Raw genomic sequence first — 13,888 nt, 5'->3', positions numbered from 1 at the left:
AAACTCAATTTTAAAGGTTCTTTTTCTTTTTGTCCTTTTTCTGAAATCAAAAAGCGATCGCTCTTTCGAGCTACCGCCAATTATTTTACACTTATTCCGCATTTTTTTAAAATAATATTTAAGCTTTCATCGTTTAATCTGCAATCAGAGTTTCAAGTCCAACCTTCATCATGTCTGTAAACGTTAATTGTCGTTCTTCAGAAGTTGTTGACTCTCCTGTCAAAATATGATCTGAAATTGTCATAATTGCCAGTGTTTGAACATGGTGTTTTGCACCAAGATAGAACAGAGCTGCAGCTTCCATCTCAATTGCCATAACTCCATACTTACCCAATTCTACACCATCCGGTCCCCCATAGAACAAGTCTGATGATAAAACATTACCAACATGAGAATTCAATCCCAAGTTTTTCGCAATATGAAAAGCTTTATCAAGCAAATCAAAATCAGAAATCATTGGAAAATCAAAGGTTGGAAAGTCGTGGCGAATAATTGCTGAGGTTGTTGCTGCTGCCTGAGCGATCACCAAATCGCGAATGTGAACATCTGGGTTAATTGAACCTGCTGTTCCTACTCGAATTAATTTTTTCACACCATATACTTCAATTAACTCACTTGCATAGATTGAAATAGATGGCATCCCCATACCAGTTCCCATCACAGAAACACGTTCACCTTTATAGGTTCCTGTGAAGCCAAGCATTCCTCGAACATTATTAAATTGTACGGCATTTTCAAGAAAATTTTCGGCAATGAATTTTGCACGAAGTGGATCACCTGGAAGGAGGATTTTATCAGCAATTTCGCCGAGTTGCGCTTCAATATGTGGTGTTGGCATATAATACCCTTTCTATGTGGAAGACTCCCCGCTTAACAAATATAAAAGACATCAGAGTCAACCTTCTTAATAAATTAAACAAGTGCCTCAAGGAAGCTTTCCCCGATATCACCTTTAGAAACATCAAAATTTTCTGCAACTGTTGCAGAGATGTCAGCAAAGTGTCCAATTGGCAAAGGCTTAGGCTCTTTAAATGCCCTTGAGTATGAAACCATAGGTATATACTCACGTGTATGATCAGTTCCAACAAAGGTGGGGTCGTTTCCATGATCAGCCGTAATTATAAGAAGATCATCCTCTTTCATCGCTGCCATAATCTCTGGGAGCCGTTCATCAAGGTCTTGAATTGCATCACGGTATCCTTCTGGGTTACGACGGTGACCATATTTGGCATCAAAATCTACCAAATTTACAAAAAGTAAACCCTCTTCGAATTCAGGGAGAGCCAAGGCTTTAAGCATGCGGTCAACTCCATCCATATCACTCAAGTTGTGCCCCATGTCCTTATTGATTCCCTGCCCCTCATAAATATCATGAATCTTGCCAACTGAAATAACCAGATAGCCTGCATCATCAAGATGATTTAACACAGTTTTTCCAAAGGGCTCAAGTGCATAGTCACGACGATTTGGCGTACGATCAAATTCTCCGGATTTTTTTCCTATAAATGGTCGTGCAATGATGCGCCCAAGCATCCACTCTGAGCCGACATTAGTGATCTCACGCGCATATTCACAAATCTTATAAAGCTCTTCAAGTGGAATCACTTCTTCATTAGCAGCAATTTGCAAGACGGGATCAGCCGATGTATAAATAATTAACTCGCCAGTTTCGATTTGACGTTCACCAAAATCATCAATAACTGCAGTCCCAGAATATGGTTTATTTGCTTCACGAATAATCTTACGACCAGAAAATTCTTCAATTTTACTCAAAAGCTCTTCTGGAAAGCCATCTGGATATACTGGGAATGGGTTTTTAATGTCCAATCCCATAATCTCCCAATGACCCGTCATAGTATCTTTACCATTTGATACCTCTTCAAGCTTCGTTGTATAACCCAATGGTGATTCAGTTGGCGCTACTGTTTTCAAAGGTACAATATTTCCCAGCCCCATTTTTTGAAAGTTGGGAACTTCAAGACCAACTTGCTCTGAAATATGACCAATCGTATTTGAACCAATATCAGGGGTCTCATGATTGAAGAAATGGTTCGCATCTGGTGCTTCACCGATACCAGCCGAATCCATTACTATGATATGTATGCGACTAAATTTTTTATGTGACATAATTTTCTCCTTGTGTTAGTTATAATTAATTTTATCAAGCAAAAGGAAAAGTGAAAGTCACTTTCCCTAATTTTTTATAAAATATTTATTTAGACTTAATATAGTTTACTCCATCAGCTTTTGGTGCCACTGCCTTACCCAAAAAGATTGCGAGCACAACTATTGTAACCACATAAGGTGCCATTTGCAAGAATTGCTGAGGGACTTGATTAATACCAGGAATGATACTCGAGTTGATTGACAAGATTGTTGAGAAACCAAAGAAGATACTTGCTAAAAGGGCCCCAATTGGATTCCACTTACCAAAAATCATTGCAGCCATAGAGATGAAACCTTGCCCAGCAATGGTAGTCGGACTAAAGTTGCCAGAACAAGCTACAGCATAAACAGCTCCACCAATACCACCAAGCATTCCGGAAATTAAAACGCCACTGTAACGATAGGCAACCACATTAATTCCTAGTGTATCAGCTGCTTGTGGGTTTTCACCAACAGCCCTCAACCGAAGACCAAATCGGGTTTTAAAAATGACAAACCATGCAATAATCGCAACAAGGATGGCAACAAAACCGATAATTCGAGTTTGCGTGAAGAAAATCTGACCAATTACAGGAATTTTAGATAGGCCAGGAAAATCCCAATAACCCATTGTTTGAAATAGATTGACATTTCCTTGACCATTATCAAAAGCCTTCAAAAGGAAAATTGATAAAGCGGGTGCCATCAAGTTAATAACAGTACCTGATACAATATGATCAGCCCGGAAGGTTATTGTCGCTACAGCATGGAGAAGTGAAAACACAATTCCAATTAATGCACCAAAGAGGATTCCAAACCACGGTGTCAATGCTCCAAGGCTTACATGGAAGAACAAGTCAAACATGGTAGCCGAGAAAGCCCCCATCATCATGATACCTTCTAGACCCACATTGACAATACCACCACGTTCAGAGAATGTGCCTCCTAAACTGGCAAAAATATATGGGGCAGAATAGAGCAAAGTTGAAGCTACAATACTTTGTAAAATATTCATTATGCAACCTCCTTCTTGCTTTTTCTTGAGTAGAGATGTTCAAAGACAAACTTGATGGCAATAAAGAAAATAATTGATGCAATCACTATCGAAGTAATTTCCGTTGGAATAGAGTCAAAGTTAAGTCCCGGCCCACCTGTTTGCAAAATTGAAAAAAGAATTGCAGAAAAGAAAATTCCAACTGGGTTAAGTTCTCCGAGCAAAGCAACGGCCATGCCATTGAATCCTATATCAAGGGAAGCAGATTGAGAAACAAAATTTCCTACCCCTTGATAGTTTGCGCCATAAACTACACCTCCAAGTCCTGCTAAAGCACCAGCAATCAGCATTGAAACGATAATTATCCTTTTTGAAGAAATACCTGCGTATTCTGAAGCATCCGGATTCAAACCAACTGCTTTAATCTCATAACCAAAAGTAGATTTTTTAAAGACGAAGGCCATAACAACTAAAGCAATAAGTGCAAAGAAAATCCCCATATTCAAAGTTGAATTATTTGATAAACTTGATAACCATCCAAGTTTAAAATTAGCATTTACGCCTATTGGCATTGTTTGGTCTTTACTCGTCGACGAAATGATACTCTTTGACATAACATCATAAAGTAGGAAGGTCGTGAGATAAACAATCACATAGTTCATCATGATAGTTACAATTACTTCAGATGTACCTAGCCATGCCTTTAAAAGTCCTGGAATTAGTCCCACAATGGCTCCAGCAAACATTCCTACGACAATCATTAACGGAATTAACAAAACTCTTGGAACATCTGGAAAGCTCAAGGCAAACCAAATAGAACCAAACCAACCAGCCAACGCCTGACCGGACATCCCAATATTAAATAGACCAGCCTTCATTGCTACTGAAAAGGCCAAAGCTTCAAGTATTAAAGGACCTGTTGTCTGTACCATTTCACCAAATCCACGGGCTGTTCCAAAGACTTGATTAAATAAATCTTGATAACCAAATATGGGATTATAACCTGAAATGATCATTACAACTGCGCCAAGAACAAAGCCCATGAATACCGCGGAGATGGGAACAAGAATTTTTTTCCATTTAATTTTCTTCATTTTCGATCTTTCCTCCGACCATTAAAATACCAAGTTCTTGCTTCGTCGTTTTTTCAGGATTCAATTCCCCTTGAATTTTTCCATCATGTATAACTGCAATTCGATCTGAGATATCTAAAATCTCATCAAGTTCAAAACTTACTACTAAAACTGCCCTACCTTCATCACGGGCCTGAACTAACCGTTTATGTATATACTCAATTGCACCTACATCAAGACCACGTGTAGGCTGACTAACAATCAACAAATCTGGATCTCGATGTATTTCACGCGCAACAATGGCTTTCTGTTGATTACCACCTGATAAAGCTCGAGCTAGAACCAATTCACTGGCACCACGAACATCAAATTCTTCCATTAATTCACGTGCTTGACTGTTAATGTTTCCATAATCTAAAAGGCCAAATTTACTCATTGGCTCCTTATAATAGGTTTGAAGTGCAAAGTTCTCAGCAACAGTCATATCAAGAACGAGTCCATCACGGTGACGGTCTTCTGGTACATGGCTAACTTTTTTCTCTGTAATCTTTCTAGGGCTTTGATTCGTTATATCCTTTCCTTTTAGAAAAACTTTACCAGAATCAACTTTGGCTAGTCCCGTCAAGGCTCGAATTAACTCACTTTGCCCATTGCCATCAATTCCAGCAACGCCAACAATTTCACCTGCGTGTACCTGTAAAGAGAGCCCCTTAACAGCCAACGAGCCACGCTTTTCTTTCACTGAGATATCCTGAATATCAAGAACCACTTCTCCTGGATTGGCCAATCCTTTTTGAGTCTTAAACGATACTGAATGACCAACCATCATTTCAGCCAATTCTTGATTCGACTTATCTCCTAATTCAACCGTTTCGATCGATTTACCTCGCCGTATTACAGTTATTCGATCTGCAACAGCCCTTATTTCATCTAACTTATGGGTAATTAGTATGATTGACTTTCCTTCTTTAACCAGATTTTTCAAAATATCTATTAATTCTAGGATTTCTGCAGGTGTCAGAACAGCTGTTGGCTCATCAAAAATCAAAATTTCAGCACCACGATAAAGGACCTTTAAAATTTCTACACGTTGCTGCTGACCCACTGAAATATCTCGGATAACTGAATCAGGTTCAACTGCTAAACCATATTTTTCTGACAATTCGATAATCTTTTCTTTAGCTGTTTTGAGGTCAAGTCTGATTCCTTTTGTCGTTTCTGATCCAAGCATAATGTTCTCAGTGACCGTAAAAGCATCCACTAACATAAAGTGTTGATGGACCATTCCAATCCCTAAACCATCTGCTTTTGAGGGAGAATCAATTTTTTCCAAATTACCATTGACATAAATCTCACCCTCGGTTGGTTCCAAAAGACCCGATAGGATATTCATCAAGGTAGATTTTCCTGCTCCGTTCTCACCAAGCAAAGCATGGATTTCCCCTTTTTTTAACTCCAGATTGATATGATCATTGGCTACAAATTCGCCGAAGCGCTTTGTCACATCAAGCATCTCGATTACATTTTCAGACATAAAAGCGTTTCCCCTTTTTATTCTTTATTATATCAAATCTTTATATAAAGTTCTTTCACAATCGCCCTTAGAAAAATTTTTTACGGGCCTATTTCAAACAAAAAAGGGGCCCTAGGCCCCGTTAACTTTTCCTACTTATTTACTAGGAACTGTAATTTTGCCAGAAATGATATCTGCTTTAGCTGTGGCTACTGCTGTTTTAGCAGCAGCTGAAGCATTGTCAAGTCCAAGATCTACACCTTTGTTTTTAAGGTTATAGACCAATGTTTGTCCACCAGGGAAATTTCCTTTTGCTGTCTTAGTTGACACATCTTCAACAACCTTACCAACTTCTTTGATAGTAGACACAAGAACGAAGTTTGATTTCTTACCATCTTTTGAAGTGTAATCACCTAAATATTTTTGATCTTGATCAACACCAATTAACCAAACTTTGTCTGCTTCATTCTTTGTTTGGTTCAAAGCTTTTGCTTCAGTAAAGGCACCTACCCCTACACCGCCAGCACATTGGTAAACGATGTCATCACCATTGTTGTACATAGATGTTGCAATAGCTTGTCCTTTTGAAGCATCTGTAAATGATCCAGCATATTGTACATCTACTTTGATACTTGGGTTTACAGAAGCTACACCCTTTTCGAATCCTACTTGGAAAGCTGTGATAATAGCAGATTCTTCACCACCGATGAATCCAACCTTATTTGTCTTTGTTGTCTTTGCTGCAGCTACACCTGCAAGATAAGCACCTTGTTCATCAGCGAAAGTTGCTGAAGCAACATTTTTTTGTCCTTCAATTACGGAATCAATAATTACATAGTTTGTGTCAGCATTGTTCTTTGCTGCACTTTCAGTTGCACCTTGTAATGAGAAACCAATACCGTAAACTAATTTGTAACCACCAGATTGCGCAGCATTAAAGTTTGGTACATAGTCAGAAGCTGAATTTGATTGGAAATACTTGAAGCCCTTGCCTTCAGATAAGCCATTATCCTTACCCCATTTTTGCAGACCCTCCCAAGCTGATTGATTGAATGAACGATCATTAATACCACCTGTATCTGTAACAATTGCGACCTTTAAATCAGTTTTTGCGCTTGAACCTGCAGATGTAGAGCTCGAATTTGAGCGGCAACCAGCGAGAAGTGCGACTGCAGCGAGCCCAATGACTCCTGCACCCATGATTTTTTTGATGTTCATTCTAGAACAACCTCCAATTTTTTTTGCTAATGCTTAGCTTAAAGATATCTTAACCTATTTACGCAATATTTACAAGCAGAATTAAAGCGGTTTATTTTATATTTTTTCAAACGTTCGTACTTAAATTAGAGCGTTTGAAATGATAGGGAAGAAGGCCCGCTATTGTTGTTTCCTTAACCTCAAGATCTTTGGATAAAAGATAAACTGGCATCTCTTCTTCACAAAACTCCGCTAAGACTTGACGACAAGCTCCGCAAGGACTAATCGGCTCTTTTGTATCTCCATAGATGTATATTGCATCAAAATTACGATAGCCAGATGAGATTGCTTTAAAAACAGCTGTACGTTCTGCACAATTAGATAAACCAAAGCTGGCATTTTCAATGTTACAGCCTTGAATTACCTCTTTCTCTGAAGTAACTAAGGCTGCACCAACTGGAAAATGTGAATAGGGAGTATAAGCAAGCATTGAAGCTTCCTTGGCCAATTTGGCAATTGCTTTATCGAACATTAATAAGTTTCTCCTACTAACCCAGGCTTTTCTTCAGATTGCGATAAGCCTTCCATTATTTGAATCCCATTTGACGTACCTAGTCGTGTTGCACCTGCTTCAATCATTGCTAGAGCATCATCAAGCGAACGAACTCCACCTGAGGCTTTAACTCCTAAATCTGGTCCAACCGTCTTACGCATCAATTTAATATCCTCAACTGTCGCGCCACCTGTTGAAAAGCCTGTAGAGGTTTTAACAAAGTCAGCTCCAGCACGAACTGCTGCTTGACAGGTCTTAACTTTTTCTTCATCCGTCAAGAGACATGTTTCAATAATCACCTTAAGAATGTGTCCTGCTTTTACATCATTAACTGCTTTTATATCTGATTCAACTAAAGCCCAGTCTCCATCCTTAGCTGCACCAATATTAATAACCATGTCAATTTCATCTGCACCATCAGCGATTGCTTTTTCTGCTTCAAAAACTTTGATAGCACTTGTATTTGCTCCAAGAGGGAAGCCAATAACTGTACAAACTTTGACATCCGTTCCGCTAAGCTCTGATTTTGCATAGCTTACCCAAAATGGGTTGATGCAGACAGACATAAAGTCATATTTCTTAGCTTCCATTAGAATTTGATCAATTTTTGGCTTTGATGCATCGGCCTTTAAAATGGTGTGATCAATGTATTTATTAAGTTGCATGTGTTTATCTCCCTTACACTTCTTAAACTTATTATTTAATGACTTCTAAAATTTCTTTATAATCTTTTTTGACTTTTCCAATTACAATAGCAGATTTAAACTCACTTATAAGATCATCGGAAATTTCTCGGTTGCTGTAAAGTGTCGCAATTGCATCACCTTTTTTTACTAAATCACCAATCTTTTGGTGGAGATTAACTCCAGCTTCAAAGTCAATACTATCTGCTTTTGTTGCCCGTCCTGCCCCTAATTTCATGGCTACAAGGCCAATATCAAGTGCTCCCATTTCTTCAATATATCCTTGGTTATCAGCAATGACATCAACTTGAAATTTTGTATTCAAAGGCGCAGTCAAGTTTAAAGGATTACCTCCTTGAATTTCTATCAACTCCAAGAGCTTTCCATAAGCTTTTCCATTACTGAAATTTGCCATAATCTCATCGATTGACTTGTCTAAACCTGCTAATTGCAGCATCATTTGAGCAAGTTCTGCTATATATTTACGAAAGGCCAGTGTTGATCCACCTTTTAATACTTCAACTGCTTCAGCGATTTCGTTACGATTTCCAATAGCATACCCTAATGGCTGATTCATGTTTGTAATCACGGCCATCGTTCTGCGACCTACAGCATTCCCTAAGTCAACCATCACTCGAGCTAGTTTACGCGCTTCATCTATATTTTTCATGAACGCGCCTGATCCGACAGTCACATCTAGGAGAATTGCATCTGCTCCAGAAGCTATTTTCTTTGACATAATTGAACTAGCAATTAACGGAATTTGGTCCACTGTGGCTGTTACATCACGTAAGGCATAAAGTAGCTTATCAGCTTTTACCAAATCATCTGATTGACCAATGATTGCTAGTCCATGACCTGACACTAATTTTTTGAATTCATCTATTGTTTTTTCAACCTTAAACCCTGGAATTGATTCTAATTTATCAAGTGTTCCACCTGTGTGTCCGAGTCCTCGCCCTGACATCTTTGCAACAGGAATACCAAAACTTGCAACGAGTGGTACAAGTATAATAGAGACTTTATCTCCAACACCCCCCGTAGAATGCTTATCCACTTTAATCCCAGGAATATCTGACAAATCAATTTGTTTTCCTGAATCAAGCATTGCCATTGTTAAATCTGCTACTTCTTCAGTTGTCATCCCCTTGAAGTAAGTTGCCATAGCAAAAGCTGACATTTGATAATCCGGTACGGTTCCATTTACATAGTTCTCAATCATCCAATTAATTTCCGTTTTTTCCAGGCTGTTGCCATCACGCTTTTTTTGGATTAAATCAACCATTCTATAAGACGACACTTTTTCTCCTTTTTCAGAAACTTTACTGAAATTTTATTTTTCTATCATTTGTAAGCGTATTATACCATAGCAGATAAGTCTTGTACAAGTACCTCTGTTTTTCTGTTCTTAAGATTTAGTGATACATTTGCCCTGTTTCCACTTGATAAAGTTCCACCTCAGGACTTTCTTTAAAATTCATAGTATTTGTATTGTCCAAATCAATATAATGAGGATGAACGCCAAACCTCAGTCCTCCAATGTGCCCGATCATTGTCTGGACGTCACTCTCGGGAACTCCCAACTTTTCAGCAATGCTTTGTTGAAATTTATCATCGTTATCTTGCATCTGATTATACCTTTCAAGATCATTCACGCTTTGCTTATTATAACCCTTGGTAAAATTTGCTGAGTGAGAAAGCGTAAACCACTTGCCATTGATTTTTACAATAAGCATTCTTGGCTCATTAAAGCCTTTAGCCATTTCATTTAACAAGTAGGACCTTTCATTCTCCGTCAATTTATTCCATTCTGTTCTTGATTCTTCCCAACCGTCTGGTGCTGCACCTTCATAGATATCAATTTGACCGTTTAGGTTTGATTGACGTTCACTATCATCTTTCCCATTGGAAGCTATTTGAAACCACATATCCTCGTGATTTCCCGTTAAAACCACGACATGATAGCCTTCATTAGGTAGATCATGAAGAAGATAAAGCAAAGCGTGCATTCCTTCAGGTCCTCTGTCTATAGTATCTCCCAAAACAAAAAGTCGATCGGATTTAGTAAACCGCACATCCTTTAATGCTTTTTTAAGACTTGCAAAACGCCCGTGGATATCTGAGACCATAAAATTTCTTTGAAAATCTTTGGCTGAATTGTCTACTTTAATTTTTTTAATGACTTGCTTCTTTGCAACAGTTGAAACAGGTGGGAGACTTTTATCTGATTGGTCAGGTAAATTATATGTCCAAATAGTAACACCAATTGCTATCAATAGAATTATGGTTAATCCCACTAGACCCAAAAAAATATTTATAACAAGTTTTCTCATTGTTTTATTGTAACAAAAAAGAAGAACTCTTTTGAAAAATTATGAACTTGCCTTATTTATGAGATGTTTGAAAAATAGAATAATTGAATTTTCTTTTTGAACAGATTTTTGTGCAACTAGAGAGAATTCTGGTTCTCGAAAGCCATTTAAGTAACCCAATCTATCATTTTCTAGTAATGTTACTTTTGTTAGTTGCTCTCCTTTTTTTATTGGGGCTGTGAGATTTTCACTAACTTTGTTAAACTGATAGCCTGGAGTTTCATTATCTATAACCGGAATTGAAAGATTTGCATCCGCAACCAAATTTGTCGTTTTAGATTTTCCATCTGTAATATTTATCTTAGTATATTTTTTTATACTCTGCCCCTTTGTTACTAGAGTTTGAATTTTCCAATGACTATAAACATTTTCCATTAATGCTTGTGTTTCTGTAAAACGAGAATTCTCTCCATAAACACTTTCATCGGCCCCTAAAACTACAGTAATTACCCGGAATCCATTTTGATTGGCAGTAGCAACAAAACAAGTTCCTGCAAGAGCCGTTGTTCCAGTTTTGAGACCATCAACTCCACTAAAGCTATATGCCTTTCCCGGTAACATATAATCTGTATTTTCCATCATAGTTTCTGAATTCCCCCCTTTATCAAAAATTATTTCTGGTTTATTTGTTATGTTTAAAACATCCGGAAAGTCTTTTATAAGGTGGATAGCAATGGTTGCTACGTCTTTAGCAGACATAGTATTCTCAGAGTCTTGACTTGTTCCCGGATACCAATACGCTTGAGGAAGATCAGAATTATTTAACCCTGAGGAGTTTATCAACACTTCATCAGTTATTCCCCACTGCTTAAGTTGTTGCTTCATTTGATCAACGAATTTTGGCTCAGTCCCGCCTATTTTTTCTGCTAAAGTGATTGCCGCAGAGTTTGCTGAAGGAAGGAGACAAGCATTCACTAAGTCTTGGACAGTAAAACTTTCTCCTTTCACCATCTGGATATTGCTTGCTGCTGGATCCTGAGTTAGATTATAAGCATAATCCGATGGCTTAACTTTATCGCTCCATTCCAATTTACCTTCAGCAATATTTTTATACACCATATAAACAGTTAACAACTTTGTGATTGATGCTATTCCTTGCCCTTGTTTACTGCCATATTGATCATATAAAATCTTACCCGAACTAGCATCAACAGCAATTGCTGCATTTGCCTTTAACTGAAAAGTATTATTTAGATCAGCCGAAGTTGCACTGCCATGGAACATTAGGAAAATTGTAAAAAAACAAATTAGTAATTTCGTTAAGTTTTTCATTAGTTAAAATTATAACAAAAAAGCATGATTACCTATCTTTCACAAGCCTTCATCTTAAAATAAAATCTAATTTTCCTATGTTATAATTATATTAATGAAAAATATCTTTAAAATTTTTGTAGTTGTCTTTCTTATTTCAATGTGTTTTCAGCTACTAACTGTGGTTCATGCAGATACTAGTTTTTCGGTGGATGCTAAATCTGCTATTGCCGTAGAAGCGAATAGTGGAAAAATCCTTTATTCTCAAAATTCCAAAGACAGTTCTCAAAAAATTTCATCGCTCACTAAGCTTATTACTGCCTATATGGTGTATAAAAACATAGCCGAAGGTAAACTAAAAATGACTGATCAAGTTCCTATATCGACTTATGCGTATGCTCTTACCCAAGGTCCCGTCGCAAATGTACCACTTGCAGAGGGTGAAAGTTTTTCTGTCCAAGATTTGCTAAATGCAACATTGATTTACTCATCAAATTCAACCTGCATTGCTCTTGCTGAAAAAATAGGCGGGACTGAGCCAAAATTCGTTGATCAAATGAAGCAACAACTTAAGCAATGGGGAATAACCGATGAAAACCTGGTGAATTCCACTGGTCTCGCTAATTCAGATCTCCCTGAAACAAACTGGTATCCTGGGACTACTCAAGATTCTGAAAATACTATGTCGGCAGACGATCTAGCGATTGTTGCAGTACATTTTATTAAGGATTTTCCAGATGTATTAAAGGTTACGAGCCAATATGAAAGTATTTTTGACGCAAATGGTTCTTCGAATACGGCAATATACAGTACAAACTCTATGCTCTCTGAAGGATCAAATCCCTATCTTGGACTTGATGGTTTAAAAACTTCTACGACTGGATTCATAGCCACTGCAGACCAAAACAATCTCCGCCTAGTGACTGTCATTCTTTCACCTAGCGAAGATAATTCGACAAATGCCATTTTTACCGATACAAAGTCCTTATTAAATGAAATGTTTAATACCTGGAATTATTATGAAATCACACCCGCTGGAATAGCAATTAAAAATGCTGAGAAAGTGAAAATAATTGACGGAAAAGAAGAATACGCTGACGTTGTCCCAACAAACGAAGTTAGCATTCTGTCAGATACAGCCGATAACAAATATACTCTAAAAATCAACATTGATAAAAATGGTATCCAAGCGCCCTTGAAAAAAGGACAAGCAATTGCTTCAATTACTATCCAATCAAATAATAAATTAGGTTATCTAAATGGTTTCAGCGGTCACAACATAGCCCTTGTTACAACTAGTGCAGTCTATCAAGCAAATCCAATTGCTGTAGGATGGAATCACTTCATAAAATTTATTAATGAAAATTTCTAATACTTCTTAGCAAAATATACTCATATAACAACAATGGGCTTGAATTTTTACTTCTGGTCCTTTTTTTAATTATTAATTACCATCTTATGTGGGGTAATTAATAATTAGAATAAGCTAGTAATAAAAATATAGTGAAATGAACTAAGGGGGAAAACAAATAAAAAATTTTATTATTGGACGTGTCTTACGTCACATTCCACATCAAAAGCTTATGCTCTACGGAATCTTTTGATGTGGAAATTGTAAATGCCTCCATAAATAAAGTAATAGGATCCCAAGTTTTTTAAACACTACCCTCACAACTCAAAACGGATAAACTTTACTATTTGCATACTATAATAAATTTTGATAGTTCCACGCCTCCTTGTTTTACACTTATCTTCTCATGTACTTTTTTTGTTAGTTCTTGGGCTTGTTTCATTCCAAAAAAGTTAAAACAATTGAGTCTGAGCCCCCACAACACGACCGGCGAAACAGCGCACAAAAAAACGCCCCTCAAAGGCGCAAGAACTCTCTTCTAGTCCATGAGGGAGTTGAACCCTCGTTACTGGTCTGAGAAACCAGTGTCTTAACCGCTTGACCAATGGACCTGAAACTTGCTGAAAAGTGACCCCTTCCTCACCCTTCAAAAAGATAAAAAAAAACATTCGCTTGGGAACGCCCTTATCTCACAGGGGGCAACCCCCAACTACTTCCGGCGCGGTGAGGCTTAACTACTGTGTTCGACATGGATAC

The 13,888-nt window shown here is 37.6% G+C and carries 12 protein-coding genes, 1 tRNA gene and 1 rRNA gene; 1 reads left to right on the top strand and 13 read right to left on the bottom strand.

Annotated elements, in window-relative coordinates; genetic code table 11:
* Positions 1-133: 133 nt before the first annotated feature.
* The 11 genes from deoD to HNQ37_RS07520 all read right to left on the bottom strand — a co-directional run bounded on the left by deoD (position 134) and on the right by HNQ37_RS07520 (position 11,754).
* Positions 134-838, bottom strand: coding sequence for a purine-nucleoside phosphorylase (gene deoD / locus HNQ37_RS07570; RefSeq protein WP_183540908.1), 705 nt, complete (start codon positions 836-838; stop codon positions 134-136).
* Between the two features lie 74 nt (positions 839-912).
* On the bottom strand, positions 913-2,127 hold the full coding sequence (locus HNQ37_RS07565; protein WP_183540905.1) for a phosphopentomutase: 1,215 nt from the start codon (positions 2,125-2,127) through the stop codon (positions 913-915).
* A gap of 85 nt (positions 2,128-2,212) precedes the next feature.
* The gene (locus HNQ37_RS07560) at positions 2,213-3,160 is read right to left on the bottom strand and encodes an ABC transporter permease (RefSeq protein WP_183540903.1); all 948 of its coding nucleotides are present in this window, start codon (positions 3,158-3,160) and stop codon (positions 2,213-2,215) included.
* The gene (locus tag HNQ37_RS07555; RefSeq protein ID WP_183540901.1) at positions 3,160-4,233 is read right to left on the bottom strand and encodes an ABC transporter permease; all 1,074 of its coding nucleotides are present in this window, start codon (positions 4,231-4,233) and stop codon (positions 3,160-3,162) included. Before HNQ37_RS07555 ends, HNQ37_RS07560 begins: the two co-directional genes overlap by 1 nt.
* On the bottom strand, positions 4,220-5,746 hold the full coding sequence (locus HNQ37_RS07550) for an ABC transporter ATP-binding protein (RefSeq protein WP_183540899.1): 1,527 nt from the start codon (positions 5,744-5,746) through the stop codon (positions 4,220-4,222). The genes HNQ37_RS07555 and HNQ37_RS07550 overlap by 14 nt, the downstream gene beginning before the upstream one ends.
* Positions 5,747-5,881: 135 nt before the next feature.
* A complete protein-coding gene (locus tag HNQ37_RS07545; protein WP_183540897.1) occupies positions 5,882-6,943 on the bottom strand; it encodes a BMP family lipoprotein in 1,062 nt (353 codons plus the stop codon).
* Positions 6,944-7,049: 106 nt separating this feature from the next.
* Positions 7,050-7,454 carry a cytidine deaminase gene (locus HNQ37_RS07540; protein ID WP_183540895.1) on the bottom strand — a complete coding sequence of 135 codons (405 nt, stop codon included), beginning with the start codon at positions 7,452-7,454 and terminating at the stop codon, positions 7,050-7,052.
* Positions 7,454-8,140 (bottom strand): deoxyribose-phosphate aldolase, encoded by a 687-nt coding sequence (deoC, locus tag HNQ37_RS07535; protein WP_183540894.1) that lies wholly within the window; start codon positions 8,138-8,140, stop codon positions 7,454-7,456. Before deoC ends, HNQ37_RS07540 begins: the two co-directional genes overlap by 1 nt.
* A gap of 31 nt (positions 8,141-8,171) precedes the next feature.
* Complete coding sequence (locus HNQ37_RS07530; protein ID WP_183540910.1) at positions 8,172-9,443, bottom strand: pyrimidine-nucleoside phosphorylase; 1,272 nt, start codon at positions 9,441-9,443, stop codon at positions 8,172-8,174.
* A gap of 130 nt (positions 9,444-9,573) precedes the next feature.
* Complete coding sequence (locus HNQ37_RS07525; RefSeq protein WP_183540891.1) at positions 9,574-10,491, bottom strand: metallophosphoesterase family protein; 918 nt, start codon at positions 10,489-10,491, stop codon at positions 9,574-9,576.
* 39 nt (positions 10,492-10,530) lie between these two features.
* Positions 10,531-11,754 (bottom strand): serine hydrolase, encoded by a 1,224-nt coding sequence (locus HNQ37_RS07520; protein ID WP_183540890.1) that lies wholly within the window; start codon positions 11,752-11,754, stop codon positions 10,531-10,533.
* 142 nt (positions 11,755-11,896) lie between these two features.
* Between HNQ37_RS07520 and HNQ37_RS07515 the strand changes: the two genes are divergently transcribed.
* Positions 11,897-13,153, top strand: a complete 1,257-nt coding sequence (locus tag HNQ37_RS07515; RefSeq protein WP_183540887.1) for a serine hydrolase — start codon at positions 11,897-11,899, stop codon at positions 13,151-13,153.
* A 518-nt stretch (positions 13,154-13,671) separates the two neighbouring features.
* On the opposite strand, the gene HNQ37_RS07510 is transcribed toward HNQ37_RS07515, so the two are convergent.
* Positions 13,672-13,743 (bottom strand) — tRNA-Glu (locus HNQ37_RS07510).
* Between the two features lie 59 nt (positions 13,744-13,802).
* Positions 13,803-13,888: ribosomal RNA gene (gene rrf / locus HNQ37_RS08755) — 5S ribosomal RNA — on the bottom strand; the annotation flags it as partial.

This window comes from Lactovum miscens (genome assembly GCF_014202895.1).
Lineage (GTDB): Bacteria > Bacillota > Bacilli > Lactobacillales > Streptococcaceae > Lactovum > Lactovum miscens.
Note: the sequence above shows the minus strand (reverse complement) of the source record. Positions and strands in the feature narration are given on the sequence as shown.

Coding starts and splice junctions, on each gene's coding strand:
- deoD (WP_183540908.1), bottom strand. CDS start 838: ATGCCAACACCACATATTGAAGCGCAACTCGGCGAAATTGCTGATAAA.
- HNQ37_RS07565 (WP_183540905.1), bottom strand. CDS start 2,127: ATGTCACATAAAAAATTTAGTCGCATACATATCATAGTAATGGATTCG.
- HNQ37_RS07560 (WP_183540903.1), bottom strand. CDS start 3,160: ATGAATATTTTACAAAGTATTGTAGCTTCAACTTTGCTCTATTCTGCC.
- HNQ37_RS07555 (WP_183540901.1), bottom strand. CDS start 4,233: ATGAAGAAAATTAAATGGAAAAAAATTCTTGTTCCCATCTCCGCGGTA.
- HNQ37_RS07550 (WP_183540899.1), bottom strand. CDS start 5,746: ATGTCTGAAAATGTAATCGAGATGCTTGATGTGACAAAGCGCTTCGGC.
- HNQ37_RS07545 (WP_183540897.1), bottom strand. CDS start 6,943: ATGAACATCAAAAAAATCATGGGTGCAGGAGTCATTGGGCTCGCTGCA.
- HNQ37_RS07540 (WP_183540895.1), bottom strand. CDS start 7,454: ATGTTCGATAAAGCAATTGCCAAATTGGCCAAGGAAGCTTCAATGCTT.
- deoC (WP_183540894.1), bottom strand. CDS start 8,140: ATGCAACTTAATAAATACATTGATCACACCATTTTAAAGGCCGATGCA.
- HNQ37_RS07530 (WP_183540910.1), bottom strand. CDS start 9,443: ATGGTTGATTTAATCCAAAAAAAGCGTGATGGCAACAGCCTGGAAAAA.
- HNQ37_RS07525 (WP_183540891.1), bottom strand. CDS start 10,491: ATGAGAAAACTTGTTATAAATATTTTTTTGGGTCTAGTGGGATTAACC.
- HNQ37_RS07520 (WP_183540890.1), bottom strand. CDS start 11,754: ATGTTCCATGGCAGTGCAACTTCGGCTGATCTAAATAATACTTTTCAG.
- HNQ37_RS07515 (WP_183540887.1), top strand. CDS start 11,897: ATGAAAAATATCTTTAAAATTTTTGTAGTTGTCTTTCTTATTTCAATG.